This is a genomic window from Rhodobacter capsulatus (assembly GCF_003254295.1).
GTDB lineage: Bacteria > Pseudomonadota > Alphaproteobacteria > Rhodobacterales > Rhodobacteraceae > Rhodobacter > Rhodobacter capsulatus.
Window position 1 is genome coordinate 259,299 of sequence record NZ_QKZO01000001.1, and the last position, 26,250, is coordinate 285,548.

Consider the following 26,250-nt stretch of genomic DNA (forward strand, 5'->3'; position numbering starts at 1 on the left):
ATGCCAGAGTCGTGAACGCCGTTCAAGATATTTTTGAACATTGTTCACACAAACGATCGGGGGCCGGATGGGACAGAATCGCGAGGAGAAGAAAGCCGATCTGAAGGCCCGGCTGATTGCGGCGGCCGAGGCCGAGATCGCCGAACATGGTCTGGCGGGGCTGAAGGCGCGGGCGGTGACGGCGCGGGCGGGCTGTGCGCTTGGCGCGCTTTACACGGCGGTCGAAGATCTCGACATGCTGGTGGTCGAGGTGAATTCGCGCACCCTGGCGCGGCTCGGTGCGAGCCTGTCCGAGGCGATGGCGGGCGCCGCGGGGCCAGAGGCGGCATTGCAGGCGCTGGCCGCGCGTTACATCGATTTCGCTTTGGAAAACCGGGCCTTGTGGCTGGCGCTCTTCGAGCATCGCCTGCCCGAGGGGCGCGACTTTCCCGACTGGCACCGGCAGGAACACGCGGTTTTGCTGACGGTGATCGCGCCGCATCTGGCGGCGTTGCGCCCCGATCTGAGCGGCGAGGCGCTGGTGCTGCGCGGCCGCACCACCTTTGCCGCGGTGCATGGCGTCGTGCATCTGGCGCTGCAGGGCCGGTTTGTCGGCCTGCCCTTGCAAAGCCTGCGCGCCGAGGTGGCGGCCCTGGTCGAAACGATGACCGCCGGGGCGGCCGCGCTTGCGCGTTAAGCGCTGGGGGAAGCGTTCACGCGCCGACCGGGCGGATCTGCGGCGCGGCGGCGATGACCAGCGGATCAAGCCCGGGGCTGCCCGCCGCGACATGCGCCAGCAGCGCCGCCCGCATCGGGGGTGACCAGTTTTCGGAAATATGCGCGGCGACGGGTCCGGCCCCGTCGCCCGGTTGCACCGCGAAAAAGGCGGCGATCTGGTTCGCCATCCGGATGATCTTGTCGTCGCTCATTCTGCCTCCGTGTCCGTGTAAAGGGTCGGCCCGTCGGGGCCGCGGGCGATCAGCGCAAGGCCCGCGGCCTGCGCCTCGGCCACGGCCAGCGCCGTCGGTGCCGAAGCCGCGATCAGCAGCCGCGCGCCGATCATCGCCGCCTTCTGCACCAGATCGACCGACAGCCGCGAGGTCAGCACCAAAGCCCCCGCCGCCGCATCGATCCCCTGCCCCGCCAGCGCCCCCGCCAGCTTGTCGAGCGCATTGTGTCGCCCGACATCCTCGCGCAGCATCAGCATCTTCGCGCCGTCCCAGAACCCCGCCGCATGCACGGCGCGGACCGCATCCTGCAAGACCTGCCCCGCCCGCAGGGCCGCAAGCGCGCCATCGGCCAAAGGGGCGGGGGCGCCAAGCGCCAGCTTGGCGCCCCCGCCCCGGGGCGCCCGCGGCAGCGGGCGCAACACAGCCGCAAGGCTGTCGAGGCCACAAAGCCCACAGCCGACCGGACCGGCCATCGCCCGCCGCCGCGCGGCAAAGCGCTGCCCGGCCGGGGCCGCCAGCCAGCCCCGAACCTCGATCCCCTGCGGTTGCCGCACCACCTCATGGCGCAAAAGCTCCGCGCGCTCGGCAATCATCCCCTCGGTCAGGGCAAAGCCCAAAAGAAAGTCCGCAAGATCGGTGGGCGAGGCCATCATCACCGCCTGCGTCACCCCCTCAAAGACCAGCGCCACCGGCACTTCCTCGGCCAGAACCGCCCCGCCGCCACCGGGCAGGCGGACCGTGACCGCCCCGGCGGGCAGGCTCATTCGGCCGCCTCGATCCGCCGCGCGGCGGCGGCCTGCACCGCATAGTCCCGCTGCCAGTCCGAGGGCCCGTTCGACGCCGCCACCTGCACCGCCGTCACCTTGTATTCCGGGCAGTTCGTCGCCCAGTCGGAATTGTCGGTGGTGACCACATTCGCCTGCGTGTCGGGGTGGTGGAAGGTGGTGTAGACGACGCCGGGCGAGATCCGATCCGTCACCCTCGCCCGCAGCGCGGTTTCCCCGGCGCGGGACGCCAGCCGCACCCAGTCGCCGTCGCGGATGCCGCGCGTCTCGGCATCGCTCGGGTGGATCTCCAGCCGATCCTCGCCATGCCAGACGGTGTTTTCCGTCCGCCGCGTCTGCGCCCCGACGTTGTACTGGCTCAAAATCCGCCCGGTCGTCAGCAAAAGCGGGAACCGCGGCCCGGTCTTTTCGTCGGTCGGCAGATAGGCGGTGCGGATGAACCGGCCGCGCCCCCGCACGAAGCCTTCGACATGCATGATCGGCGAGCCCTCGGGCGCCTGATCGTTGCAGGGCCATTGCACCGAGCCGCGGGCGTCGAGCATCTCATAGGTGACGCTCGCAAAGCCCGGCGTCGTCGCGGCGATTTCGGCCATGATCTCCGCAGGATGGGTGTAATGCCAGCCCGCCCCCAGCGCATTCGCCAGCATCTGCGTCACTTCCCAATCGGCAAAGCCCGCCTTCGGCGCCATCACCCGGCGCACCCGGTTGATGCGGCGTTCCGCATTGGTGAAGGTGCCGTCCTTTTCCAGAAAGGTCGAGCCGGGCAGGAAGACATGGGCGTAATTCGCGGTCTCGTTCAGGAAAAGATCATGCACGATCACCAGATCCATCGCCGCGAGGCCCGCCGAGACATGCCGCGTATCGGGGTCCGATTGCAGGATATCCTCGCCCTGAACGTAAAGCGCCTTGAACCGCCCCTCGACCGCGGCATCGAGCATGTTCGGAATGCGCAACCCGGGTTCCGAAGACAGCGTCACCCCCCAGGTGCGCTCGAACAGACCCCGCGTGGCATCGTCGGACACATGCCGATAGCCCGGGAATTCATGCGGGAAACTGCCCATGTCGCAGCTGCCCTGAACGTTGTTCTGCCCGCGCAGCGGGTTCACGCCGACGCCGGGCCGGCCGATATTGCCGGTCATCATCGCGAGGTTCGCAATCGCGATGACGGTGGTCGAGCCCTGGCTATGCTCGGTCACGCCCAGACCATAGTAGATCGCGGCATTGGGCGCCGCCGCATAGGCCCGGGCCGCCGCGCGCAGGGTTTCGGCCGGAACGCCGGTCAGGCTTTCCACCGCCTCGGGCGCATAGTCGGGGTTGGCGACGAAGTCGGCGTAATCGGCCCATTCATCCCAGTCGCACCGATCCTTGATGAAGCGGCTGTCGAAAAGCTGTTCGGTCACGATCACATGCGCCATCGCGGTCAGGACGGCCACGTTCGTCCCGGGCTTCAGCTGCAGATGCCAGGCCTCGCCCCGGTGTGGCGTCTCCAGCAGATCAATCCGGCGCGGATCGACAACAATGAGCTTCGCCCCCGCCCGCAGCCGCTTGCGCAGACGGCTTGCGAAGACCGGGTGCCCATCGGTCGGGTTCGCCCCGATCACCAGCGCCAGATCGGTCTTTTCGACCGAGTCGAAATCCTGCGTGCCCGCAGAGGTGCCGAAGGTCTGTTTCAACCCGTAGCCGGTGGGCGAATGGCAGACCCGCGCGCAGGTGTCGGTGTTGTTGGTGCCAAAGACCGCGCGGGCCAGCTTTTGCACCAGATAGGTTTCCTCGTTCGTGCAGCGCGAGGAGGTGATGACGCCCAGGGCATCGGCGCCGTGGCTGTCGCGCAGCGCCCGCAGCCGGGTGGCGGTGAACTCAAGCGCCTCGGTCCAGTTCACCTCGCGCCAGGGGTCGGTGATCCTGTCGCGGATCATCGGTTTCAGGATGCGGTCGCGATGCGTCGCATAGCCGTAAGCGAAGCGGCCCTTGACGCAGGAATGGCCCCGGTTCGCCGCGCCGCCCTTCCAGGGCACCATGCGCACCAGCTGATCGCCCAGCATATGCGCCTCGAAGCTGCAACCGACGCCGCAATAGGCGCAGGTGGTGACGACTTTCCGTTCCGGCGTGCCGATCTGTTCGACCGATTTTTCAACCAAGGTCGCGGTCGGGCAGGCCTGCACGCAGGCGCCGCAGGAAACGCAATCCGAGGACAGGAAATCGGGCGCCGCGGGCGAGATCCGGGCCTCAAAGCCGCGGCCCATCACCGTCAGCGCGAACGTGCCCTGCACCTCCTCGCAGGCCCGGACGCAGCGCATGCAGACGATGCATTTCGCCGGATCATAGCTGAAATAGGGGTTGGAGTTGTCTTTCGGGATATAGAGCGGGTTCGGCCCCGTGGCATCGCGGCGCGCGAAATGGGTGTCCTTCGCCTGATAGCGGACCTCGCGCAGGCCGACCGCACCCGCCATGTCCTGCAGCTCGCAATCGCCATTCGCCGCGCAGGTCAGACAATCCAGCGGATGGTCCGAGATATAAAGCTCCATCACGCCGCGGCGCAGTTTTTGCAGCTGCGGCGTCTGCGTATGCACCCGCATCCCGGGCGCAACCGGGGTGGTGCACGACGTCGGCGTGCCCCGCATCCCCTCGATCTCGACCATGCAGAGCCTGCAGGAGCCCACCGGCTCCACGCTGTCGGTGGCGCAAAGCTTGGGGATCGAGATCCCGGCCTCGGCCGCGGCGCGCAGCACCGAGGTGCCCGCAGGCACGGTGATCTCGACGCCGTCGATGGTCAGATGCACCGGCGCGCCCTCGCGTTTCGGCGTGCCCATGTCCTGCGTCCAGTCCAGCGGGGGAAGGATCAGGTCTTTCATTCGGCGGCCTCGCGTGCGCAGGGGAAATCGGCGGGGAAATGGCGGATCGCGCTTTGCACCGGATAGGGGGTGAAACCACCCAAGGCGCAAAGCGAGCCCAGTTTCATCGTCTGGCAAAGGTCATCGAGCAGCGGCATGGCCGAAGCGTCGCCCGCCGCGATGCGGTCGATCACCTCGACGCCCCTCACGGCGCCGATGCGGCAAGGCGTGCAGGTGCCGCAAGATTCGATGGCGCAGAATTCCATCGCAAACCGGGCGAGTTTCAGCATGTCGGCGGTGTCGTCATGCACCACAAGCCCGGCGTGCCCGACCAACCCGCCCTGCCCCGCGAATTTTTCGTAGCAGAACGGCAAATGGTAGTCGGCAACCGGGTGATAGGCGCCCAAGGGGCCGCCCACCTGCACCGCCTTGACCGGACGGCCGGTGGCGGTGCCACCGCAGATCTCCTCGACCAGTTCGCCCAAGGTGATGCCAAAGCCGGTCTCGAACAGCCCGCCGCGCTTCACATTGCCGCCGATCTGCAACGGGATCGTGCCGCGGGAGCGGTCCATGCCGAAGCTTTCATAGGCCTTGGCCCCATGCGCGATGATCCACGGCACGGCGGCGAGCGACAGCAGGTTGTTCACCACGGTCGGCTTGCCGAACAGCCCCTTCAGCGCGGGCAAGGGCGGTTTCGTGCGCACCGTGCCGCGCTTGCCTTCAAGCGAGTTCAGCAGCGCGGTTTCCTCGCCGCAGACATAGGCGCCCGCGCCGACGCGGACCTCCATCTCGAACCCGGCTTCGGCCAGGAAGGGTCTCGCCATCGCGATCGCCGCGCGCATCACCGCGATGGCGTCCGGATATTCCGAGCGAATGTAGACATAGCCGCGGGTAGCGCCGACCGCGTGACCGGCAATCGCCATGCCCTCGATCAGGCAAAAGGGGTCGCCCTCGATCAGCATCCGGTCGGCGAAGGACCCGCTGTCGCCCTCGTCGACGTTGCAGACGATGTATTTCTGATCGGCCTGCGCCGCGGCGACGGTGCGCCATTTGATCCCCGTGGGAAAACCCGCGCCGCCGCGGCCGCGCAGGCCCGAGGCAAGCACTTCCTCGACCACCTCGGCCGGCGTCATCTTCAGCGCCTTGCGCAGACCGGCCCAGCCCTCACTGGCGGCGAATTGCGCCAGCGACAGGGGCTCGATCCTGCCGCAGCGGGCAAAGGTCAACCGCGTCTGGCGCTTGAAAAAGGGGATCTCCTCGACCAGCCCCAGGGCTTTCGGATGGCTCTCGGGGGCCTCGAACAGCGCGGGCACATCGGCGGGTGTCATCGGGCCAAAGCCGATCCGGCCTGCGGGCGTTTCAAGTTCCAGCAAAGGTTCAAGCCAGATCATGCCCCGAGAGCCGTTGCGGGCGATCTCGAGCCGCACACCGCGCTTTTCGGCCTCCAGCTTCAGCGCGGCCAGCACCGCCTCGGCACCGCAGGCCTTGGCGGCGGCATCACAGGGCAGCCAGATCTTCATGCGCCCAGCTCCGCCACGATGCCCGCGACCGCCGCCGCATCCAGCCGCCCGACCAGCCGGTCATTCACCATCGCCGCGGGGGCACAGGCGCACAGGCCCAGACAATAGACCGCCTCCAGCGTCACCGCTTCCGTGCCTTGCCCCAGCCGCAGCCCCAGCGCCGTTTCGAGCCGCGCCTGCACCGCATCGCCGCCCATCGCCTGACAGGCCTCGGCCCGGCAAAGCTTGATCACATGCCGCCCCGCAGGCGCCTTGCGGAAATCGTGATAAAAGCCGACCACCCCCGCCACTTCGGCCCGCGTCAGCCCCAGTTCGGCGGCGATGGGCGCATAGGTGTCGTCGGGGATGAAGCCAAAGGCCGCCTGCACGTCGTGCAGGATCGGCAAAAGCGCCCCTTCCCGGCCGTGATGGGCCACAAGAATGGCGCGCAGGCGCGCGGTATCGGTCATGTCGTCCTCCCGCCTTCAGCCTGCGACGAAGGGGCGCACAAGGCAATGCGGTTTCCGACAGGTGATGGCGGTTTTGCGAAGGATCAGCCCTGCCAGCGGCTCAGCGCGTCCTCGTCGATGTCCTTGGCGGCAACCCAGGCGGTGCCGTCGCGGCTGACTTCCTTCTTCCAGAACGGCGCGCGGGATTTCAGATAATCCATCAGGAATTCCGCCGCCTCGAAGGCCGCCACCCGGTGCCGCGCCGCCGTCGCCACCATCATGATCTGCGCACCCACCGCCAGCCGCCCGTGCCGGTGAATGACCAGCGCATCGGCCAGATCCCAGCGCGCCCGCGCCTGATCGACCATCGCCGCAATCGCGCTTTCGCACATGCCGGGGTAATGCTCGATCTCCAGCGCCTCGAGATTGCCGGTATCGTCTCGCACAAGGCCAAGGAAGCCCACGACCGCGCCGACGTTTTCGCGATTTTCGGAAAAGGCGGACAATTCCGAACCAAAGTCGAAACCGGCGTCCTGCACCCGAACCTGCATCTCAGCCCCCTGTCATCGGCGGAAAAAAGGCAACCTCGCGCACGCCTGCCAAGGGCGAGTCGAAACCGGCCAGTTGCTGATCAAGCGCCACGCGCAGCGCCGAAGTATCGGCAAAGGCGGCCTCATAGCGCGGTTCGCGGGCGCGCAGTTCGGCCACGAGGTCAAGGACGGTGGCGGCCGAGGTCTCGACCCGCTCGCGCGGCAGGCCGATGCGCTCGCGCACCCAGGCGAAATAGACGATGTCGAGCATGTGCCCCCCGGTGGTGGTTCGGGTCTAGGGTAGCGAGGCCGGGGGGCAGAGGCAACCGGGGGGGGTAGAGGGCAGCGCCCGACCCGAGGGTGGGCGAGAAGCGCCGACGGCTGAGCGCGACAGAACGCCCCGGATACGCGATCAATCTTTGCGTTTGCCGGTGGCGGAATCTGAGCTTGGAGGCTTCTTGGGAGAGCCCGACCCCGTAGGACCTTGGTAGCTATTTTGAGCATGCCCCAATCCCGACGGCGTTTTCTCGCCACTGCTCGGACGATAGACCTTTTCAACGTTTATAACGCGGTCAGTCTTCTTTTCACTCATAGTTAGTCTCCATCTGAAACTATCTCGATGTGCTTGATCTCATCTTCGCGCAACCATATGCCTCTTGCCCTCCCATCGCCTTCGAAGGGCTCAAAGTTTGAACGCCTGACATCTGCGATGAATATGTCGCGCCGATCGAGATCGGTTGAAGCTCCGGATTCTCGATCAAACCAACCGTGAACCTTTGTTCCATCAGAGAGGGTTACGATTATCCACTTCGGGTTTCGCATAGTGCCGAACATGTAGTCCCACCCGGTGGTGGCGGGATGTATTGGATTAATTCCCAAAAGCTCAAACAACTTATCAAACCACCTCTTTTGTGCCGCGGCACCAAGAAAGAATCCAATAAGTGACGGGATTCCAAACGACAGGGCTAACAGAGACCACCAATTCCAATAGCCAATAATGAAAAAAATTGAGCCGAAAACTGAGTAATACACGGCGGAGATGAACAACAACTCCACCGCTCTGTCTGCGATCTTCGGATGGCGCCCCGTGACGAAATTATTTCGAAAGTATGAAATCAACACCCCAGGAGACAGGAGTGCGACAGCGACAAGAACGTCTTGCAACTCCCCAATCCCAATTTCATCCAGGATGGCCATCTGTGTTAAATCATCCCCATTCCTCAACAAACTCCCGCCACTCGCCTTTGCTCATCCCCGAGTTGGCCTCAGTGACTATCTCGCCTTTAAGGCGACGTTTCAACACCTCTTTCGCCTTCGCGGACACACTCACCGCGCCCAGGCGGTAATCCTCGAAGGCCTCGTAGGCCTGCGGCACCCAGTCCTTCACGATGTCGCCCATGATCTGCGCATAGACCCGGATTTCATATTGCGCATGCACGTCGGCCCGCAGCCTCAGGAAGTGGAAGAGATTGTGCAGGTCGATCTTCCAATACCATTGCGTATAGACATTCGCGGGCAGGTTCATCCGCGCCAGTTCCCGCGCCAGACCCAGCTTGCCGGTGTCGGCATCCGGCGTCAGCATGTCCTCGTAATGGTCATAGGCGCGCATCGCATCTTCGCGCAGAAGATCGAGCACCCGGGCCGCCTCGGCGCCTTGCAGAACCTGACCGCGGCCTTGGTTGTTCACCACCGATTGCGCCGCCAGATGCTCGGGCGCGGGGATGTAGAATTCGCGGTCCATCACCGAATAGCGCGCGGAATATTCGTTCACATTCGCGGTGCGGTGGCGGATCCATTGCCGGGCGACAAAGATCGGCAGCTTGACGTGGAACTTGACCTCGCACATCTCGAAGGGGGTCGAGTGCCAGTGCCGCATCAGATAGCGGATCAGGCCGCGGTCATCCGACACCGCCTTGGTGCCGCGGCCATAGCTGACGCGGGCGGCCTGACAGATCGCGGCATCGTCGCCCATGTAGTCGATGACCCGGATCAGCCCGTGGTCCAGCACCGGATGGGCCTGGTAAAGCCGCGCCTCCATCCCCGCCGAGGTGGCGCGCAGCGTGGTCTGGTGCGTGGAACGCTGGGCGTCGATCTCGGCGAGCTGGTCAGGGGTAAGCGACATGGGGGCCTCCGGGCATAGAATCGCCGCGACTATATCTGGCAAAGACAGCCGCCGAAACCGCGAGATACGGTGGCGTCTCGGACAGCACTGTCGCAGCCGGGGCACGCTTGCCCGGGGCACCGGCCGCGGGGCCGTTGCAAATTGACTTTTTTGCGATTTCTCGTCAACTTTGGGGCAACGAGCAGTCAACGAAAGACGAACATAATGATCAGACGGGTTTGGCCGCTTGCGGCCTTCTTGGCGGTTGCCGCCTGCAGTGGCGCCGCGATCGTCGGCCCCAAGGATGACGGTGGGGATGGCGGCGGCGGCGGCGAGACGACGGCGATCCCGCAGGCTTTGAGCAACAACCTGAAGGCGGTCCGCTATGATGGCACGACGATGAAGGTGACCATCGACCTGCTCGATTCCACCCCGGCCGAGGTGACCTATGACCGCGATGCCCGGCTCGATGTGCCGGGCTATACCGCCTACCGCATGCAGGAGGATTCGCTGGACCGGCTCTTTGTCGCGCTGGGGGCGATTTCGGAGGACGGGTCGGTGCAGGCGGTGACGGTGGGCGACGGCGGACAGTTCAACCGTTATTATGCCGGCGGCAGCTATGACCGGGAAGGCGGCTTCGACCGGCCCGAGATCGGTACCGGCCCGGGGCGCGGGCAGGTTTCCTATGCGGGCACCTATGCCGCGGTGACAAACATCGATGCGCCGCGCGACGGCGGGCCGGATGATGTGGCGTTGCCGATCAGCGGCACGGTCGATCCGGTCAACGTTCCGGCGCAACCGGGCCGGATCACCGGGGATGTCTTCCTCAACGCGAACTTCAGCGACAATACGGTGAACGGCGCGATTTCGAACCGGGTGCTGGTCGATGCGAATTATGCGTTGGCCGATGTGATCCTTGTTCCGGGCACGATCGCCGCCGACGGCACTTTCACCGGCAGCGCCGAAAACCCGGCCCTGAGCACGATCGGCAGCTATGGCGGCATCTTCGGCGGCACCGATGCGAATTCGGTGGCGGGGCTCGTGCATCTGACCGAGTACGACCAGGCCCTGGAAAACGAACAGGAACACGGCGTTTTCGTGCTGACGCAATGCGGTCCGAACAACACGCTGCCGATCTGTGACAATGTGGCCCCCTGAAACGGGACGCCGCGCCGCCGCGGGGCTGGTGCTGGCGCTTGGCCTTGCCCTTCCGGCCGCGGCCGAGCCGCCGCACCGCCTGCCGCTTTCCGCGGCAAGCGCGGAACAGATCGGCGTGGCCGCGGTGCAGGCGCTGGCCGGACGGCAAGGCCCCGAGGCGGCGGCGCTGGCCACCGAGCTTTTGCGCCGCGATCCGAAGGACCCGCTTGGCCATTACATCTTCGCCCGGCTGGCGCTGGCCGAAGGCGACACCGCCACCGCCCGCAAGGCGGCGCGGCGCAGCTTTTTCGCCGCGCAATCGCCGCGCCAGCATTACGAGGCCGCCCGGATCGCCGGTCAGGCGGCGCTGGCCGAGCAGCGCTTCGGCGCGGCGGCCTTCTGGGCGCGGCAGACGGTGCAATATGCCCCCGACCCGCGGGCCCGCGCCGTCGGCGTGCAGGATCACCGCCGCCTTGTCGCGCTCAACCCGCTGGCCTTCAACCTGAAACTGGGTCTGCGCCCCTCGAACAACGTGAACGGCGGCGCGGACGACCGTTTCAACGTGATCGACGGCTTCGATGCGGTCGGCGTGCTCAGCGACGAGGCGATGGCGCTGGGCGGGGTGGTCGGCACCGCCGATGCCTCGGCCAGCCTGCGGATCGCCGAAGACGCGCGCTCGCAGACCCGGCTGGGCCTGAGCGGCTATGTCCGGCTGGTCGATTTCTACGGCCGCCCGACCACGACGCCGCCTTACTGGTGGGGCACCACCCGCCCTGCCCCGGTCGAGATCCGCAATTCCGACTATTCGACCGCCTCGCTGGCGACCCATCTGCAGCACAGCCGCAGCTTCGGCGCGGGACTTTTCGGCACGGCGCAGATCGAGGCCGGGCGGCTGTGGCAGGGCGGCCAGCCCGCCTATGACTGGCAGGGGCTCGCGCTTTCGGGCAGCAAGCGGCTGAACGACCGGCTGCAGCTGACCTTCGGCGCCGCGCATGAACGCCGCGACTGGGTCGCGCGCGCCCGGCTCGACCGGCGCCAGCAGCTGGATTTCGGCCTGCGCGGGGCGGCGGCCAAGGGCGGCTGGGGCCTTGGTCTTTCGGCCAGCACCCTGCTCAGCCCGGCGTCGCAGGCGCGGCTCTGGTCGCTTTCGGGCAGCGCCAGCTTTCAACCGCGGGCGCAGCTGGGCCCGGTGGCGCTCAGCCTGGCCGCCGGGGCCTCGACCACGGTTTACCCGGATTACATGGTGGGGTTCCTGCATCCCGAAGGCGGTCGGCAGGATGATGCGATCTTTGCCGAACTGGGGCTGACGGTGCCGAAACTCGGCATCGCCGCCTTCGCGCCCGAGGTGAAACTGCAGGCGGTGAAGGTGGAGAGCAATGTCTCGCGCTTCAGCCGCACCGAGCTGTCGGTGGCGGTGGGCTGGCGCTCGACCTTCTGAGGCGCTTGCCCCCGCCGGTGGTTGCGCTATCGTGGCGCCGGAAATGGAGACCTCCCATGCAGATACGCTACCTTCACACCATGCTGCGCGTGCTTGATTTGCAGCGCACGATGGATTTCTTTGCCCTTCTGGGCCTGCACGAAACCCACCGGATCGAGAATGAGCAGGGCCGCTTCACGCTGGTCTTCATGGCCGCGCCGGGGCAGGAAGACACCCCGGTCGAGCTGACGTATAACTGGGACGGTGACCCGGCCCTGCCGTCGGACAGCCGCCATTTCGGCCATCTCGCCTATGGGGTCGAGAATATTTACGACATCTGCGCGCATCTGCAGGCCCATGGCGTGACGATCAACCGCCCGCCGCGCGATGGCCGCATGGCCTTCATCCGCAGCCCCGACAATGCCTCGGTGGAGCTGTTGCAGATCGGCGAAGCCCTGCCGCCCGCCGAGCCCTGGGCCTCGATGCCCAATATCGGGCATTGGTAAGACTGCGCGATTATCACCCAGCCGCGGGGCGTTTCGCTGCGCGGCAACTTCGGCTAGAGCGGGGCGGCGGGATCAATCCCGCGCAAGACCGAGGATGCCATGCCCGCCAAAGACCCTGTCACCGCCGATCTGATCCGCCGTCTGGACGCGACCGACGCGCCGCTGCCGCTTGTACAGGCGCTTGCGCAGGATTTCGCCACCGGGCGGTTTCCCGACCCGGAACTGGCGTTGAACGGGCTGCGCGCGGCCTTGGCGGCGGCGGCGGAAACCGCCGCTCTGGCCGATGAAAACGAGACCCTGCGCGCGGTGGCGGCGCTGAATGCCGCCGGGGATCGCGCCGGGGCCGCCGCCCTGCTCGATGGCGCGACGGAAGAGCCCCTGATCTCGGCCGCGGCGCGACAGGACCGGATCTGCAACGCCCCCGAACAGGCCGCCGCGCGGCAGATTGCGCGGCTCAAGGCCGCCGCCCCCGCGGGGGGCGTGTTCCGGGCCACGGTCGATCTGCTTTATGAAAAACTTGAGGCCGGGGAAAAGGCGGGCGATCCCTTTGACATGCTTCTGGCGCTGGAACTGGCCAAGGCGCTTTACAAGCGCGCCAAGGGCGGCGAGCTGGGGCAGGCGCAGACGAGCCTTGGCAATTGCCACCAGATCATCGGCCAGTTCCGCCCCGGGCGCAAACATCTGGACCTTGCGGCCGAGCTGTTCACCGCCGCCGCCAAGGCCGTGGCGCGGACGAAACAGCCGGAAAACTGGGCCTTTTCGCAGCACAATCTGGGCGGCATCCACGAGCTGATCGGCCTGCGCCACCGTGACGGCGCGATGCTGAAAAAGGCGATCAAGGCCTATGCGGCGGTGCTCGAGGTGTTCAATTCGCAAGGCTCGCCGGTGGAATGGGCCAACAGCACGGCGGCGCGGGCGAATGTGCGCGCGGCTTTGGGCCGGATGACGGGCGATGCGGCACTGATCGAGACCGCGCTTTCGGATCTGGATTCCGTGCTCGAAGTGCTGAAACAGGACGACCATCCGGCCGAATGGGCCTCGGCGCTGGCGACGCGGGCGCTCGCCCGGCGGCATCTGGCCGAGGTGACGGGCGAGGCCGCGCCCCTGCCCGCGGCGATCGCGGAATTCGAGCAGGCCGATGCGGTTCTGGCCGGGCTGGATGCGCCCGCCGAGCGGGCACGGTTGCAGCACAATCTGGGCCTGACGGCGCTGGCCCTGCCCGGGGGCGCGGGGCTTGAGCGGGCCGAGCAGGCCTTTACGGCAGCACTGGCGCTTGGCCGTCGCGATCACGCCGATTATCGCTGGGCGGAAAGCCTGACCGGGCTGGGCGAGGTGGCGCTTTTGCGCGGCGACACCGCGGCCGCAAAGGCGCATCTGACCGAGGCGCAGGCGGTTCTGGCGCTTGATCCGGCCAGCGCCGCGCTGGAACGCTGCGCGGATCTGCTGGCCGGGATTGCGGGCTAAGATCAGGCGTTGAACAGGAAGTGCAGCACGTCGCCGTCCTGCACTTCGTAGGTCTTGCCCTCGACGCGGAACTTGCCCGCCTCTTTCGCGCCGCTTTCGCCGCGGTATTGCACGTAATCGTCATAGGCGACGGTTTCGGCGCGGATGAAGCCGCGCTCAAAGTCACCATGGATGACGCCCGCGGCGGCGGGCGCCAGCGTGCCCTTGCGGATCGTCCAGGCGCGGGCCTCTTTCGGGCCGACGGTGAAATAGGTCTGCAGGCCCAGAAGGTCGTGACCGGCGCGGATCAGACGATCCAGCCCCGCCTCGTGCAGGCCGAGTTCCTCAAGGAACATCGACGCTTCATCGGCGGCAAGCTGGGAAATCTCTTCCTCGATCTTCGCCGAAATCACCACCGTCGCCGCGCCGCTTTCCCGCGCCATCTCGGCCACGCGCGCGGATTGCGCATTGCCCTTGGCGGCGTTCTCTTCCTCGACGTTGCAGACGTAAAGCACCGGTTTCGCGGTCAGAAGCTGCAGCATCCCCCAGGCCTTGCGGTCGTCCTCGGCGATCTTGACCGTGCGCGCCGGGCGGCCCGCCTCCAAAGCCTCTTTCGCCGCCAGCATCAGCCGCGCGTCTTCCTTGGCCTGCTTGTCGCCCGCATTGATCTTGCGCGCGATGTTGCTCAGCCGCTTTTCCAGGCTTTCGAGATCGGCAATCATCAGCTCGGTCTCGATCGTCTCGGCATCGGCCAAGGGATCGACGCGACCCTCGACATGGGTCACGTCGCCATCCTCAAAACAGCGCAGCACATGGGCGATGGCGTCGGTCTCGCGGATGTTGGCCAGAAACTGGTTGCCCAGCCCCTCGCCCTTCGAGGCGCCCTTCACGAGGCCCGCGATATCGACAAAGGTCATCCGCGTCGGGATGATCTGCTTTGAGCCTGCAATCTCGGCCAGGGTGTCCAGGCGCGGATCGGGCACGGCCACCTCGCCGACATTCGGCTCGATGGTGCAAAAGGGGAAGTTCGCCGCCTGCGCCGCGGCGGTTTTCGTCAGCGCATTGAACAGCGTCGATTTGCCGACGTTGGGAAGACCCACGATCCCCATGCGAAAGCCCATGGCACACTCCTGAATTGTTTCGCGCCTCATACGCGGCCCACGCCTCGCGCGCAAGCTTGCAGGCCGTCAAAGCAGGCCGCGCCCCTTTGACCATTGATTTTCCGCGCCGCTTCCCGCAAACCCGCACGGACATTCGAAGGGGACCGCCATGACTCGCATCGACGCCAAATTCGCCGCCCTGAAGGCCGAGGGCAAGAAAGCCTTCGTCGCCTATATCATGGCGGGCGACCCGGATCTGGCGACCTCGGCCGAGATCCTGAAGGGCCTGCCCGCGGCGGGGGTGGATGTGATCGAGCTCGGCCTGCCCTTCACCGATCCGATGGCCGATGGCACGACGATCCAGCTGGCGGGGCAACGCGCGCTGGAGGGCGGGCAGACGCTGCAAAGGACGCTCGACATGGTGGCGGCGTTTCGCAAGACCGATGACACGACGCCGATCGTGATGATGGGCTATTACAACCCGATCTACAGTCGCGGCGTTCCGAAGTTTCTGAAAGACGCAAAAGAGGCAGGGATCGACGGGCTGATCGTCGTCGATCTGCCGCCCGAAGAGGATGGCGAGCTTTGCCTTCCGGCGGCCGAGGCCGGGATCAATTTCATTCGCCTCGCGACGCCGACGACCGATGACAAGCGCCTGCCGAAGGTGCTGCAAAACACCAGCGGATTTGTCTATTACGTCTCGGTCACCGGCATCACCGGCTCGCAAGCCGCGCAGGTGAACGATGTCGCGCCGGAAGTGGCGCGGATCAAGGCGGCGACCGATCTGCCGCTGATCGTCGGTTTCGGCATCTCGACCCCCGAGGCGGCGCGGACGATTGCCGCGGTGGCCGATGGCTGTGTCGTCGGCTCTGCCATCGTCAAGGAGATCGGCGCGGGGAAAAGCCCGGCCGAGGTTCTGGCCACCGTCGCGGCGCTGGCCGCGGGCGCGCATTCGGCCTGAGCGCCCCTTCTTCATGCGCCAAGGGGGGGGGGCGCTGCCCCCCGTCCTGCGGACTCCCCCCGAGGTATTTCTGGCAAGATGAATGGCAACGGGAGAGGGGCGCGGCGCCTCGCCCTGACCAGTTGCTTGCAATCCTTCCAAAGATTGGTAAGTTCACTTGACCACTTGGAGGAGGGACCCCGTGACCGTCATCACCTGCATTGACGATCTGAAGGCATTGCACCGCAAGCGCACGCCGAAGATGTTCTACGATTACTGCGAGAGCGGCTCGTATACCGAGCAGACCTTCCGCGAGAACACGACGGATTTCGCGCAGATCCGGTTGCGGCAGAAGGTGGCGGTGGACATGTCGGGCCGCTCGGTCGCGACCACGATGGCGGGCCAGAAGGTGGCGATGCCGGTGGCTTTGGCGCCGGTCGGGCTTTTGGGGATGCAGCGGGCGGATGGCGAGATCAAGGCGGCGCGGGCGGCGGCGGCCTTCGGCGTGCCGTTCACGCTTTCGACCATGTCGATCTGCTCGATCGAGGATGTGGCGGCGCAATCCCCCGATCCGTTCTGGTTCCAGCTTTACGTGATGCGCGATGAAGACTTCGTCGATGCGATCCTTGAGCGGGCGAAGAAGGCGCGCTGCTCGGCGCTGGTTTTGACGCTGGATCTGCAAATTCTGGGCCAGCGTCACAAGGATCTGAAGAACGGCCTGACCGCGCCGCCGAAGCTGACGCCGGCGAACCTTCTCGACATGGCGACGAAGCTGACCTGGGGGCGCGAGATGCTGGCCACGCCGCGCCGCTTCTTTGGCAATATCGTCGGCCATGCCAAGGGGGTGGGCGACGCGGCGTCCTTGATGAGCTGGACCTCGGAGCAGTTCGACCCCTGTCTCGACTGGAAAAAGATCGCCCGCATCCGCGATCAATGGGGCGGCAAATTCATCCTGAAGGGGATTCTGGATGCCGAGGACGCCCGCGCCGCCGCCGATTTCGGCGCCGATGCGATCATCGTCTCGAACCATGGCGGGCGGCAGCTGGATGGTGCGCTCAGCTCCATCCGCATGCTGCCCGAGATCGTCGCGGCGGTGGGCGACACCACCGAGGTCTGGCTGGATAGCGGCATCCGCTCGGGTCAGGACATCCTGAAGGCGCTGGCGCTCGGCGCCAAGGGCACGATGATCGGCCGCGCCTATGTGCACGGGCTGGGCGCGATGGGCGAAGCAGGCGTGACCCGGGCGCTCGAGGTGATGCGCAAGGAGCTTGATATCTCGATGGCGCTGTGCGGCGAGAAGCGGGTGCAGGATCTGCGCCGCGACAATCTGCTGGTGCCCGAGGGCTTCTTTACCACCTATCGCTGACAGGCTGCGGCCCGGGTTTGGCCCGGGCCCTCAGGCCCGCCGGATCCGCCTCAGCGCCCAAAGCCCAGGCAGGATCGCGGCAAGGATCAGCGCCACCGCAACAAAGGCCGCGCGCAGACCGAAGCCCTGCGCCAGCGCCCCCATCACCACCGGACCGATGAAGAAGCCGGTGAAGCCGATCATCCAGGCGCGCGAGATCGCCAGCGCCCGTTCCGAGGCCGCAACCCGTTGCCCCAAAAGCGAATTGGCCGAGGGCACGACGACCGCGACCCCCATGCCGATCAGGCCGATGCCGAAAACGGCAATCGCCTGCACCGGGGCCACGGCGGTCACCAGCGCGCCAAGGCAGCCCAGCACCGCCGACAACGCGACCAGACGCGCCTCGCCCAGCCGCGCGGCCAGCAGCTGCCCGCCAAAGCGCCCCGCCGCCATCGTCAGGCCCAGCATCGCCGGGCCAAAGGCGCCCTCGCCCGGGGCGCCGCCCAGATTGCGCTCGATATGCAGCGCCGACCAGGTCTCGGTCGCGTTCTCGGCAACGAAGGCCGCGAACAGGATCGCCGCCGCCGCCAGCGCCGCCGCCCAGGGCGTGCGGGCGGCAGCCTTGGCCGCGGCCTCCTCGGCACTGGCGGGCGCCCGCCGCGCCTCGATCATCGCCGCGGCCATCGCGACAAGGACGAGCGCCAGCACCGGCTGTACCGCCTCGGGGGAGAGACCCGCCCGCCGCGCCATCCCGGCCAGCAATGCCGAGACGGCAAAACCCGCCGAAAACAGCGCATGGTTCCAGTTCATCAGCGGCAGGGCGGTGTCGTGCTCCAGCTCGGAAATCCGCACATTCGCCGCCAGATCAAGGCTCGACATCGCCACGCCCATCACGACCAGCGCCAGCGCAAGGGTCAGACCGGAGTGGATGAACAGCGGCATCAGGGCCGCGAGCGCCAGAAACGCCCCGGTCAGCGGCAACACCCGCGGGCCCAGCCAGCGCCCGACCTGCGGCGCCAGCGCCATCGCCGCCATCCCCCCCAGAGCCGAGCCGAGCAAGAGCACGCCGAAAAGCCCGTCCCCGACCCCGGCCCGGTCCTTGAACGCGGGCATCTGCGCCGCGAAAGCGCCCCAGAACACCCCCAGCGCGCAAAGCCCGATCCCCGTCGCCCGGCTGACCCGTGCCACCTGCCGCAATGCCATTCCCGCCCCCTCAAACCGCTTTGAAACCGGTTACCACAGCCTGCGACCCGCGCCCACTCCCCGGGGGGCAGGCATCGGCACGGTTTCGCCGGGGCTGTTACCAAAGCGTGATGAAACCCCTGCAAAACAAGGCGCGAATCTGGGCGCGAATCTGCTGGACAAGCGGGGGCATCCTGTCTATCTCCCCCCGTTCATGGGCCCCACCCTTGGAGGGGGCCTCAATTTGCATTGGAGATACCAAATGGCGAAAGAGATCGAAACTCTCGTAGCCGAGGTGCGCACGGGGACGGGCAAGGGGGCCGCTCGCGCAGCACGTCGTGAGGGCAAGGTTCCCGGGATCGTTTATGGCGACGGCAAAGAGCCGCTGGCCATCAACCTCGACTACAACAAGCTGCTGACCCGCCTGCGCAAGGGTCGGTTCCTGTCGACGCTGTTCAACCTGCACATCGACGGGCAGGACGACGTCCGCGTGATCTGCCGCGGCGTGCAGAAAGACGTGGTGAAGGACCTCCCGACCCACATCGACTTCATGCGCACCCACCGCGCCTCGCGCATCAACCTGTTCATCCACGTGAACTTCGACAACGCCGAAGCCTCGCCGGGGCTGAAGCGTGGCGGCACCCTGACCATCGTGCGTCCGGAAGTCGAACTCGAAGTGCTCGCCGGGGACATTCCGGATCACATCACCGTCGACCTGACCGGCCGCAACATCGGTGACGTCATCCACATCAACGACATCCCGCTGCCGGAAGGCTGCAAGCCCACGATCGACCGCAACTTCGTCGTTGCCAATATCGCGGCGCCCTCGGGTCTCGTCTCGGCCGATCACGCCGAAGAGTGATCCTTTCCGCAAGGAAACGGGAAACGCCGGGCCTTTGCCCGGCGTTTCACATTCTGCCTCCGGCGGAGGTATTTGTGGCAAGATGAAATACCCCTTCATCTTGCCACAAATACCTCGGGGGCGCGGGGGCTGGCCCCCGCTCTGCGAGGTTTGAGACCGCCACAGGAGAGTCGCGATGCAGCTTTGGGTCGGCCTTGGCAATCCGGGGGCGAAATATGCCGCCAACCGGCACAATATCGGCTTCATGGCGGTGGATCGCATCGCCGCCGATCACGGCTTCGCGCCCTGGAAGAAGGCGTTTCAAGGGTTTGTCAGCGAAGGCCGCTTCGGCTCGGCGCGGGTGATCCTTCTGAAGCCCGAGACGTTCATGAACCTGTCCGGCCAATCGGTGCGGGCGGCGGCGGATTTCTACAAGATCCCGGTCGCGGGCCTCACCGTCTTTCACGATGAACTTGACCTTGCCCCCGGGAAATGCCGTCTGAAACAGGGCGGCGGCCATGCGGGGCACAACGGGCTGCGCTCGATCCACCAACACCTGGGCGAGGCCTATGCGCGGGTGCGGCTGGGCATCGGCCATCCGGGCGACAAGGACCGGGTGGCAGGCTATGTGCTGTCGGATTTCGCCAAGGCCGAGGCGGTCTGGCTGGACGATCTGATGCGGGGGATCTCGGACGGCGCGGCGGCGCTGGCCGCGGGCGACGGGGCGAAATTCCTCAATGCGGTGGCGCTGCGCACGGCACCGCCGCGGCCCTCGACCGGGACCCGGCCGAACGACACCGCCCCCCCGCCGGGGAAGACAGCCCCCGCCGCCGAGACGGATACACGTTCAGCGCTCGAGAAGCTGGCAGATCGTTTCAAGCGCTGATCGCGGCACCCCGGTTCAGGCGGAAAGCCGTGCGGTGTCACCTGCGCGCCGCCCCGAACGCAGCGCCCCCCCGGCCGGGATCGCACCGATCTGCGGGGCGTCAGGGCCCGGCGGTTGCGCCTGCGGCTGCTCCTGCGCGCCCATCGTCTTGCGGATCGCCTCCATCCGCGCCAGATGCTTGGCGAAATGCGCCTCCAGCCCGCCATCCAGCGCGATTTCCCGCCGGATCAGATCGACCGCCGCATCGAAAGGCAGCGCCGCGACATCGGGCAGATGCGCCAGCGTGTCATGCGGGTCCAGATCGGCCCAATCGTCGAACATCGAGCCGATATCGCAGAGCATCACCGCGCCGCGATCGGTCACCACAAGCTCGGGACGCTCGAACAGGAAGCGATAGAGAACCGCCTTCGGCCCCGGGTTCACGGTGGTCACCTGCGGCAGCAGGCCCATCACCTTGGCAGGCACCAGAAGCAGGCTCTTGCCCAGCTCCCGCGCCGCCAGATCGCTTTGCAAAAGCAGGCATTGCTCGGGCGCGACGAAGCGGCTGCGCGTGTTGTCGAAGAGACCCGGCGGCAGGCTGAGCGGCCAGAACCGATGCGGCATCGGATGGCGCAACCGCGCCAGCGGGAAGCGCTCGACCGTCAGCACGGGGGCGAGGCCGCCGGTGAAAGTCCGCAACTTCTCGCCCTCGAGGATCGAGGAGACCCGGCGCAAGCCGCGCGCGGTCTGCAGCACGGTCTCGCCATAAAAGCCCTGCGCCAGATCGAGAAACTCGTCCGTGCGCCGCAGGTGCTGCCCCGTCGTCGCCATGCGATCATCGAAATGAAACGTATCGGCGAACGTATCCCGAAACATGGTCATCTTGCGCCCTCCATCTCCCACCGGGTTCAGTCTGGGACAAGAATGTTAAGGCGCCGTTGACGAAATCCGAAAAAGACAGTCTGAAATACAGATTTGCAACCGCGACGTGCGCGGGTCCGTTCAAGACCTCTCCGAGAGGCGGCCGCCCGGCAGGTCACGATCAGGCTTTGCGGGATCGCTCCGCCATCAATGACCCAAGCCGCCACTGGGGCATCCCGCTGGCGACGTGGACATTATTGCTGTCGCACCAATATTCGACGGGCGTATCGTCAAACGACACCAGCGCACGTTGCGCCGGCTTTTCAGCAACGATCCGGCGCAGGGCCTCCCACCATTTGACCAGTGTCTTGTGACCTTGAACGACCGGATGGTGCGGCCAGGGCAAGGTATAGGTGAACTGCGTATGCTCTCCCGTCCATGGCGACAGAAGGCGCAGCAACTCCGGATGATCCCGCCCTTCATAGCTGTCGTGATAAGAGACGTCGCTTTCCGTCGGCCAGATCCAGATCTCGTCAAAGACCCTTTGCCCCCCGACCCTTCCAAGCGCGTCAAAGGCGGCGTCCACATTGCGCCGCATCACCTCGCGCAACCAGTCTTGCGCGGGGTAAAGCCGAACGGCCGTGCCATCCAAAGGCGGCCACGCGGTCGCGGAAACGACCGAAATTTCCTGCGAAAACCACGATCCGCTTTGTTCTCTCGGTCCGGTGATCTCGAAAACGATCGTGCGGGAGGGATCATCGGCAACTTCGAGACGCGCGGGGCGGACCCTCTTCAAAGGCATGCCAAGATTTGTTGCGCCGCGAAAGCGCAACCAGCCCTCCTTGTCGCGGGGCGCATAGAAGATCCTGTCAGCCGCGTCAGAGATGTGCACGCTGCCCGCTTCGTGCCCTTCCGCGGGCGTGCCCGTCCAGAGGTAATCCATCCCGACCGCGGCCCTGACCCCCGTCCCGCCGGTCGCACAGACGACCAGATGGTAATCGATCCCGGGGTTCTTTTCGGCAAGCGTCGCAACCGCCGCTGTCGGCACGGATATGCTGTCTGCGCTCAGGGCCTTGAAAGCCGTTCCGTCCTGCCCCTTGACGCCGCCATTCCACAGATGGGCATTGCTCGGCGGACACCAGGGGAAGTCATTGCCGATCTTCGCAAAATTGCTTTGAGAGTAGGCAAGGATGATCTTCTTCCCACGCCTGGCGGAAATACTCTCGTGCCACCGATCCGCTTGCTCTTGCATGCCTGCATCCCCGACCCGTTACTGGTCGAGGAAGCTGCGCAGCTTGCGCGACCGGCTCGGGTGTTTCAGCTTGCGCAGCGCCTTGGCCTCGATCTGCCGGATCCGTTCGCGGGTCACGCTGAACTGCTGCCCCACCTCTTCCAGCGTGTGATCGGTGTTCATCCCGATCCCGAAGCGCATCCGCAGCACCCGTTCCTCGCGCGGCGTGAGCGATGCCAGAACCCGCGTCGTGGTTTCCTTGAGGTTTTCCTGAATCGCGCTGTCCAGGGGCAGGATCGCGTTCTTGTCCTCGATGAAATCGCCCAGCTGGCTGTCTTCCTCGTCGCCGATCGGCGTTTCAAGGCTGATCGGCTCCTTGGCGATCTTCATCACCTTGCGGACCTTTTCCAGCGGCATCTGCAGCTTTTCGGCCAGCTCTTCCGGCGTCGGCTCGCGGCCGATTTCATGCAGCATCTGCCGCCCGGTCCGCACCAGCTTGTTGATCGTCTCGATCATATGCACCGGAATCCGGATCGTCCGGGCCTGATCGGCGATCGAGCGGGTGATCGCCTGGCGGATCCACCAGGTCGCGTAAGTGCTGAACTTGTAGCCGCGGCGGTATTCGAACTTGTCCACCGCCTTCATCAGGCCGATGTTGCCTTCCTGAATGAGGTCAAGGAATTGCAGGCCTCGGTTGGTGTATTTCTTGGCGATCGAGATCACCAGGCGCAGGTTCGCCTCGACCATTTCCTTCTTCGCCTGCCGGGCCTCCTTCTCGCCCTTCTGCACCTGGTTCACGATGCGGCGGAATTCCGAGATGTCGACGCCGACATACTGCCCCACCTGCGCCATTTCGTGGCGCAGATCTTCCACCTTGTCGCGGCTTTTCTCGAACAGCGTCACCCAGGCGCGGGCGGGTTTCGCCGACATCCGGTCCATCCAGGTCGGGTCAAGCTCATAGCCGCGATATTCGTCGATGAACTCGCGCCGGTTGATCCGCGCCGCATCGGCCAGCTTCACCATGCCAGAGTCGATCGACATGATCTTGCGGTTGATGCCGTAAAGCTGGTCGATCAGCGCCTCGATCCGGTTGTTGTGCAGATGCAGCTCGTTGACCAGCAGCACGATTTCCGAGCGCAGCTTCTGATAGGCGGCCTCCTCGGCGACAGTGAAGGTGCCGTCCTCGTTCAGCGTCGCCGACATCCGCAGATCCTGCATCTCGGCGAGTTTGGCATAGTCGCGCGCGATCAGTTCCAGCGTCTCGAGCACCTTCGGCTTGAGCGCGGCCTCCATCGCGGCAAGGCTCATGTTCGAGCTGTCGTCGTCGTCCTCTTCCTCGTCGATGCGCGAGATCGGGTTGCCGTCGGCGTCATATTCGGGCTCGTCCGAGGCCGGACGGCGGGCGGCGGGGGCGGCCCCTTCGGCGGTTTCCAGATCCAGCCCCTCGACGACCGGACCTTCGATCCCCTCCATGCCTTCCAGACCCTCGTCGCCATCAAGCGAGCGGCCAAAGGTGGCTTCAAGGTCGATCACGTCGCGCAGCAGGATTTCTTCGGACAGAAGTTCGTCGCGCCAGATCGTGATCGCCTGGAAGGTCAGCGGGCTTTCGCAAAGCCCAGCGATCATCGTGTTGCGGCCGGCCTCGATGCGCTTGGCAATGGCGATCTCGCCCTCGCGCGAGAGCAGCTCGACCGAGCCCATCTCGCGCAGATACATCCGCACCGGGTCGTCGGTGCGGTCGAGCGTCTCGCCCGCCGCGCCCGCCACCGCGATCTCGCGCGAGCCGGAGCCGGTCTCGACGACCTCGCCGCCTTCGCTTTCCTCGACTTCCTCGCCCTCGACGACGTTGATCCCCATTTCGGAGAGCATCGACATCACGTCCTCGATCTGCTCGCCCGAGACCGTTTCGGGCGGCATCACCGCATTGAGCTGGTCGATGGTGATGTAGCCGCGTTCCTTCGCCTCGCCGATCATCCGCTTGACGGCGGCCTGGCTCATGTCGAAGGAAGCGTCCTCGTCGGCGGCGGTGTCGGGCTTGGTGTCGTCGATGTCCTTGGCGGCCATGGGCGCTCCTCGTCGGGCTGCATCGGGGCTGCGCACGGGCTGGCGCACAGCGGGTCGAATCGGTTCTCGCCGTTTTATCGAATCACGGCGGCGAATCACAGGGGCGAATCAAAGGCGGAAATTCTCACCCGCCGCCGTGCTTGTCGAGCAGGGACTGCAGGAAATCCGACATCGCGGCCCGGTCCTCGCCAAGGTCGCCTGTGTCTTCAAGTTTCGACTTTCCGGCACGGTGAAAGGCTTTCGTCGCTTGGCTGATCCGCCAGGTCACACCCTCGTCGGCCAGGCCTTCAAGAGCTTCCACGGCTTCTTCGGTTTCCGCCCGCACCGCCCGCGTCGCCTGCAACTTGGCCAGTTCCTCGGCCAGACACATGCGGGCAAAGTCCCTGTCGTCACGGCGCAGCACCGGTGGGGCCGAGCGCACATGGGGATGCGACATCAGGGTTTCAAGCACCCCCGGGTTTTCGCGCGCCAAAGCTTCAGCCAAAGCCTCGGACGGCCGGTCGGCCTGCATCAGCATCGTGTCGCGCAGCCTGGCAACGCCGGGATCGGACAGGCGCAGCCGTTCGATCTGGCTTTCGAATTCCGCGACCAGCGCGGGATGGGCGCAGAGGATCGCCATGATCATCGTCTCGCGCAGCTGTTCGGCCACCGCCTCGCTGCCCGCCGAAGCCAGAAGCGAGGCGCGCGTGGCCGACAGCGGCAAGGCGGGCGGCTTCGCGCCGCGGGGGCCCGCGCCCGGGCTGCGCGGCATGCTCCAGCGCGGCGCCTGCCCGCCGCGGCCCAAGCCGAACAGCTCTTCGCGCAGCCGCTTGATATCCTCGCCGTAATGGGCGCGGATCGAGGGATCGGCGATCTTCCTGAGCGCCGCGCGCAGGCTCTTGTCGAGCGCCGCCTTGCGTTCGGGGCTGTCGAAGACCTTGCCCTCGATTTCCCGCTGCCAGAGCAGATCGACCATCGGTTTCGCGCCCGCCAGCACCCGCTCCATCGCCTCGCGGCCCTCGGCCTTGATCAGATCGTCCGGGTCCTGACCGCCGGGCAGGATGGCAAAGCGCAGCGCCTTGCCCGCCTCCAGCAGCGGCAGCGCCAGATCGACCAGCCGCAGCCCCGCCCGCAGCCCGGCCGCATCGCCATCGAGCGCGATCACCGGCTCGTCGGCAATGCGCCACATCAGGCGCAACTGATCTTCGGTGATCGCCGTGCCCAGCGGCGCGACAGCGCCGGTGAAGCCCGCCTCGACCAGCGCGATCACGTCGACATAACCCTCGGCGACGATCAGGGGCTTGCCCTTGCCGCAGGCCTCGCGCGCGGGGCCAAGGTTGTAAAGATTGCGGCCCTTGTCGAACAGCTCGGTTTCCGGGCCGTTGAGGTATTTCGCCCGCGCATTGGGGTCCATCGCCCGCCCGCCCAAGCTGATCGCCCGGCCGCGCGCGTCGCGGATGGGAAAGATGATCCGGCCGCGGAAGCGGTCATAGGGGGCGCCGCCCTCGTCGGGGCGGATGCACAGCCCGGCATCGACGATCAGGTCGGGGGCGATGCCTTTGCCGGTCAGCGCCTGATAAAGGCCGTTGCGGCTGTCGGGGGCAAAACCGATCTCGAAGCGTTCGAGCGCCGAGGCCCCCAGCCGCCTGCGCGCCAGATAATCCCGCGCCGCCGCCCCCGCCTGGGTGTTCAGCTGCAGCCGGAACCACTTCACCGCCTCTTCCATCACCCGCACCAGTTCGGTGCGCCGGTCGGCCTTTTGCGCCGCCTGCGGATCGCGGGCGGGCATCACCATGCCCGCTTCGCGCGCCAGGATCTCGACCGCCTCGATGAAACCGACATTCTCGGTTTCCTTGACGAAGCTCACCGCGTCGCCCTTGGCGTGGCAGCCGAAGCAGTAATAGAAGCCCTTGCGGTCATCGACGTGGAACGAGGCCGACTTTTCGGTGTGGAACGGACAGGGCGCCCAGAAATCGCCCTTGCCGCGGTTCGACTTGCGCGGATCCCAGATCACCTTGCGGCCGACCACCTGCGACAGCGGCAGGCGGTTGCGCAATTCGTCAAGGAAACCGGGCGGCAGGGACATGGCACCTATATCGGGATTTGGAACGCCGGTGTCGAGAGGCCCAAGGCCGAATCATAACGCCTAACAGATTAACATCTTCCTAACGGCGCCGGGGAAATCGATGCTTCGGCAAAGCATTGTCCCGAACCG

The 26,250-nt window shown here is 66.2% G+C and carries 24 protein-coding genes; 9 read left to right on the forward strand and 15 right to left on the reverse strand.

All coding sequences use genetic code 11. The annotated features are described in order from the left end of the window. The first annotated feature begins 67 nt into the window (after window positions 1-67). Window positions 68-676 carry a TetR/AcrR family transcriptional regulator gene (locus LY44_RS01255; protein ID WP_055212272.1) on the forward strand — a complete coding sequence of 203 codons (609 nt, stop codon included), beginning with the start codon at window positions 68-70 and terminating at the stop codon, window positions 674-676. 16 nt (window positions 677-692) lie between these two features. Here LY44_RS01255 and LY44_RS01260 read toward each other — a convergent pair whose 3' ends face one another. The 9 genes from LY44_RS01260 to thyX form a co-directional block, all read right to left on the reverse strand. Beyond that, complete coding sequence (locus LY44_RS01260; RefSeq protein WP_055212270.1) at window positions 693-908, reverse strand: formate dehydrogenase subunit delta; 216 nt, start codon at window positions 906-908, stop codon at window positions 693-695. Then, window positions 905-1,693, reverse strand: coding sequence for a formate dehydrogenase accessory sulfurtransferase FdhD (gene fdhD / locus LY44_RS01265; RefSeq protein WP_111395939.1), 789 nt, complete (start codon window positions 1,691-1,693; stop codon window positions 905-907). The genes LY44_RS01260 and fdhD overlap by 4 nt, the downstream gene beginning before the upstream one ends. Continuing rightward, window positions 1,690-4,566: a formate dehydrogenase subunit alpha gene (gene fdhF, locus LY44_RS01270; RefSeq protein WP_055212268.1), complete on the reverse strand. Its 2,877-nt coding sequence runs from the start codon at window positions 4,564-4,566 to the stop codon at window positions 1,690-1,692. Before fdhF ends, fdhD begins: the two co-directional genes overlap by 4 nt. Next, entirely contained in the window at window positions 4,563-6,065 is a 1,503-nt protein-coding gene (locus tag LY44_RS01275) for a formate dehydrogenase beta subunit (RefSeq protein ID WP_055212266.1), read from the reverse strand. The genes fdhF and LY44_RS01275 overlap by 4 nt, the downstream gene beginning before the upstream one ends. Next, window positions 6,062-6,514, reverse strand: a complete 453-nt coding sequence (locus tag LY44_RS01280) for a formate dehydrogenase subunit gamma (protein ID WP_055212264.1) — start codon at window positions 6,512-6,514, stop codon at window positions 6,062-6,064. Before LY44_RS01280 ends, LY44_RS01275 begins: the two co-directional genes overlap by 4 nt. 83 nt (window positions 6,515-6,597) lie before the next feature. Continuing rightward, window positions 6,598-7,044, reverse strand: a complete 447-nt coding sequence (locus LY44_RS01285; RefSeq protein ID WP_055212262.1) for a molybdenum cofactor biosynthesis protein MoaE — start codon at window positions 7,042-7,044, stop codon at window positions 6,598-6,600. A 1-nt stretch (window position 7,045) separates the two neighbouring features. Beyond that, window positions 7,046-7,294, reverse strand: coding sequence for a molybdopterin converting factor subunit 1 (gene moaD, locus LY44_RS01290; protein WP_055212260.1), 249 nt, complete (start codon window positions 7,292-7,294; stop codon window positions 7,046-7,048). 323 nt (window positions 7,295-7,617) lie between these two features. Continuing rightward, window positions 7,618-8,220 (reverse strand): DUF6338 family protein, encoded by a 603-nt coding sequence (locus tag LY44_RS01295; protein WP_055212258.1) that lies wholly within the window; start codon window positions 8,218-8,220, stop codon window positions 7,618-7,620. Between the two features lie 10 nt (window positions 8,221-8,230). Then, window positions 8,231-9,145 (reverse strand): FAD-dependent thymidylate synthase, encoded by a 915-nt coding sequence (gene thyX / locus LY44_RS01300; protein ID WP_055212256.1) that lies wholly within the window; start codon window positions 9,143-9,145, stop codon window positions 8,231-8,233. Between the two features lie 204 nt (window positions 9,146-9,349). Here thyX and LY44_RS01305 point away from each other — a divergent pair, with 204 nt between their 5' ends. From LY44_RS01305 to LY44_RS01320, 4 genes are all read left to right on the forward strand, one after another. Beyond that, window positions 9,350-10,282: a hypothetical protein gene (locus LY44_RS01305; RefSeq protein WP_055212254.1), complete on the forward strand. Its 933-nt coding sequence runs from the start codon at window positions 9,350-9,352 to the stop codon at window positions 10,280-10,282. Further along, a complete protein-coding gene (locus LY44_RS01310) occupies window positions 10,269-11,699 on the forward strand; it encodes a hypothetical protein (protein WP_055212251.1) in 1,431 nt (476 codons plus the stop codon). Before LY44_RS01305 ends, LY44_RS01310 begins: the two co-directional genes overlap by 14 nt. 56 nt (window positions 11,700-11,755) lie before the next feature. Beyond that, the gene (locus tag LY44_RS01315; RefSeq protein WP_055212249.1) at window positions 11,756-12,184 is read left to right on the forward strand and encodes a VOC family protein; all 429 of its coding nucleotides are present in this window, start codon (window positions 11,756-11,758) and stop codon (window positions 12,182-12,184) included. Between the two features lie 99 nt (window positions 12,185-12,283). Next, window positions 12,284-13,648 carry a hypothetical protein gene (locus LY44_RS01320; protein WP_055212247.1) on the forward strand — a complete coding sequence of 455 codons (1,365 nt, stop codon included), beginning with the start codon at window positions 12,284-12,286 and terminating at the stop codon, window positions 13,646-13,648. A 2-nt stretch (window positions 13,649-13,650) separates the two neighbouring features. Here LY44_RS01320 and ychF read toward each other — a convergent pair whose 3' ends face one another. Next, on the reverse strand, window positions 13,651-14,748 hold the full coding sequence (gene ychF / locus LY44_RS01325) for a redox-regulated ATPase YchF (RefSeq protein WP_055212245.1): 1,098 nt from the start codon (window positions 14,746-14,748) through the stop codon (window positions 13,651-13,653). Between the two features lie 148 nt (window positions 14,749-14,896). Between ychF and trpA the strand changes: the two genes are divergently transcribed. Both trpA and LY44_RS01335 read left to right on the forward strand, forming a co-directional pair. Continuing rightward, entirely contained in the window at window positions 14,897-15,688 is a 792-nt protein-coding gene (trpA, locus tag LY44_RS01330; protein WP_055212243.1) for a tryptophan synthase subunit alpha, read from the forward strand. A 181-nt stretch (window positions 15,689-15,869) separates the two neighbouring features. Beyond that, a complete protein-coding gene (locus LY44_RS01335) occupies window positions 15,870-17,033 on the forward strand; it encodes an alpha-hydroxy acid oxidase (protein ID WP_055212241.1) in 1,164 nt (387 codons plus the stop codon). 30 nt (window positions 17,034-17,063) lie between these two features. Here LY44_RS01335 and LY44_RS01340 read toward each other — a convergent pair whose 3' ends face one another. Continuing rightward, window positions 17,064-18,215 carry an MFS transporter gene (locus LY44_RS01340; RefSeq protein WP_111395940.1) on the reverse strand — a complete coding sequence of 384 codons (1,152 nt, stop codon included), beginning with the start codon at window positions 18,213-18,215 and terminating at the stop codon, window positions 17,064-17,066. Between the two features lie 241 nt (window positions 18,216-18,456). Between LY44_RS01340 and LY44_RS01345 the strand changes: the two genes are divergently transcribed. Beyond that, window positions 18,457-19,056 (forward strand): 50S ribosomal protein L25/general stress protein Ctc, encoded by a 600-nt coding sequence (locus LY44_RS01345; protein WP_055212235.1) that lies wholly within the window; start codon window positions 18,457-18,459, stop codon window positions 19,054-19,056. Window positions 19,057-19,231: 175 nt separating this feature from the next. Then, on the forward strand, window positions 19,232-19,921 hold the full coding sequence (pth, locus tag LY44_RS01350; RefSeq protein WP_055212233.1) for an aminoacyl-tRNA hydrolase: 690 nt from the start codon (window positions 19,232-19,234) through the stop codon (window positions 19,919-19,921). 15 nt (window positions 19,922-19,936) lie between these two features. On the opposite strand, the gene LY44_RS01355 is transcribed toward pth, so the two are convergent. The 4 genes from LY44_RS01355 to dnaG form a co-directional block, all read right to left on the reverse strand. Continuing rightward, entirely contained in the window at window positions 19,937-20,782 is an 846-nt protein-coding gene (locus LY44_RS01355) for a Hint domain-containing protein (RefSeq protein ID WP_055256459.1), read from the reverse strand. 160 nt (window positions 20,783-20,942) lie between these two features. Beyond that, entirely contained in the window at window positions 20,943-22,013 is a 1,071-nt protein-coding gene (locus LY44_RS01360) for a hypothetical protein (RefSeq protein ID WP_055212229.1), read from the reverse strand. A gap of 18 nt (window positions 22,014-22,031) precedes the next feature. Further along, window positions 22,032-24,056 carry an RNA polymerase sigma factor RpoD gene (rpoD, locus tag LY44_RS01365; protein WP_055212227.1) on the reverse strand — a complete coding sequence of 675 codons (2,025 nt, stop codon included), beginning with the start codon at window positions 24,054-24,056 and terminating at the stop codon, window positions 22,032-22,034. A 124-nt stretch (window positions 24,057-24,180) separates the two neighbouring features. Continuing rightward, the gene (dnaG, locus tag LY44_RS01370) at window positions 24,181-26,121 is read right to left on the reverse strand and encodes a DNA primase (RefSeq protein WP_055212226.1); all 1,941 of its coding nucleotides are present in this window, start codon (window positions 26,119-26,121) and stop codon (window positions 24,181-24,183) included. Between the last annotated feature and the right edge of the window lie 129 nt (window positions 26,122-26,250).

Coding starts and splice junctions, on each gene's coding strand:
- LY44_RS01340 (WP_111395940.1), bottom strand. CDS start 18,215: ATGGCATTGCGGCAGGTGGCACGGGTCAGCCGGGCGACGGGGATCGGG.
- LY44_RS01315 (WP_055212249.1), top strand. CDS start 11,756: ATGCAGATACGCTACCTTCACACCATGCTGCGCGTGCTTGATTTGCAG.
- moaD (WP_055212260.1), bottom strand. CDS start 7,294: ATGCTCGACATCGTCTATTTCGCCTGGGTGCGCGAGCGCATCGGCCTG.
- LY44_RS01320 (WP_055212247.1), top strand. CDS start 12,284: ATGCCCGCCAAAGACCCTGTCACCGCCGATCTGATCCGCCGTCTGGAC.
- fdhD (WP_111395939.1), bottom strand. CDS start 1,693: ATGAGCCTGCCCGCCGGGGCGGTCACGGTCCGCCTGCCCGGTGGCGGC.
- LY44_RS01280 (WP_055212264.1), bottom strand. CDS start 6,514: ATGACCGATACCGCGCGCCTGCGCGCCATTCTTGTGGCCCATCACGGC.
- dnaG (WP_055212226.1), bottom strand. CDS start 26,121: ATGTCCCTGCCGCCCGGTTTCCTTGACGAATTGCGCAACCGCCTGCCG.
- LY44_RS01275 (WP_055212266.1), bottom strand. CDS start 6,065: ATGAAGATCTGGCTGCCCTGTGATGCCGCCGCCAAGGCCTGCGGTGCC.
- thyX (WP_055212256.1), bottom strand. CDS start 9,145: ATGTCGCTTACCCCTGACCAGCTCGCCGAGATCGACGCCCAGCGTTCC.
- pth (WP_055212233.1), top strand. CDS start 19,232: ATGCAGCTTTGGGTCGGCCTTGGCAATCCGGGGGCGAAATATGCCGCC.
- LY44_RS01260 (WP_055212270.1), bottom strand. CDS start 908: ATGAGCGACGACAAGATCATCCGGATGGCGAACCAGATCGCCGCCTTT.
- ychF (WP_055212245.1), bottom strand. CDS start 14,748: ATGGGCTTTCGCATGGGGATCGTGGGTCTTCCCAACGTCGGCAAATCG.
- LY44_RS01255 (WP_055212272.1), top strand. CDS start 68: ATGGGACAGAATCGCGAGGAGAAGAAAGCCGATCTGAAGGCCCGGCTG.
- fdhF (WP_055212268.1), bottom strand. CDS start 4,566: ATGAAAGACCTGATCCTTCCCCCGCTGGACTGGACGCAGGACATGGGC.
- LY44_RS01355 (WP_055256459.1), bottom strand. CDS start 20,782: ATGACCATGTTTCGGGATACGTTCGCCGATACGTTTCATTTCGATGAT.
- LY44_RS01360 (WP_055212229.1), bottom strand. CDS start 22,013: ATGCAAGAGCAAGCGGATCGGTGGCACGAGAGTATTTCCGCCAGGCGT.
- rpoD (WP_055212227.1), bottom strand. CDS start 24,056: ATGGCCGCCAAGGACATCGACGACACCAAGCCCGACACCGCCGCCGAC.
- LY44_RS01345 (WP_055212235.1), top strand. CDS start 18,457: ATGGCGAAAGAGATCGAAACTCTCGTAGCCGAGGTGCGCACGGGGACG.
- LY44_RS01305 (WP_055212254.1), top strand. CDS start 9,350: ATGATCAGACGGGTTTGGCCGCTTGCGGCCTTCTTGGCGGTTGCCGCC.
- LY44_RS01295 (WP_055212258.1), bottom strand. CDS start 8,220: ATGGCCATCCTGGATGAAATTGGGATTGGGGAGTTGCAAGACGTTCTT.
- LY44_RS01285 (WP_055212262.1), bottom strand. CDS start 7,044: ATGCAGGTTCGGGTGCAGGACGCCGGTTTCGACTTTGGTTCGGAATTG.
- trpA (WP_055212243.1), top strand. CDS start 14,897: ATGACTCGCATCGACGCCAAATTCGCCGCCCTGAAGGCCGAGGGCAAG.
- LY44_RS01310 (WP_055212251.1), top strand. CDS start 10,269: ATGTGGCCCCCTGAAACGGGACGCCGCGCCGCCGCGGGGCTGGTGCTG.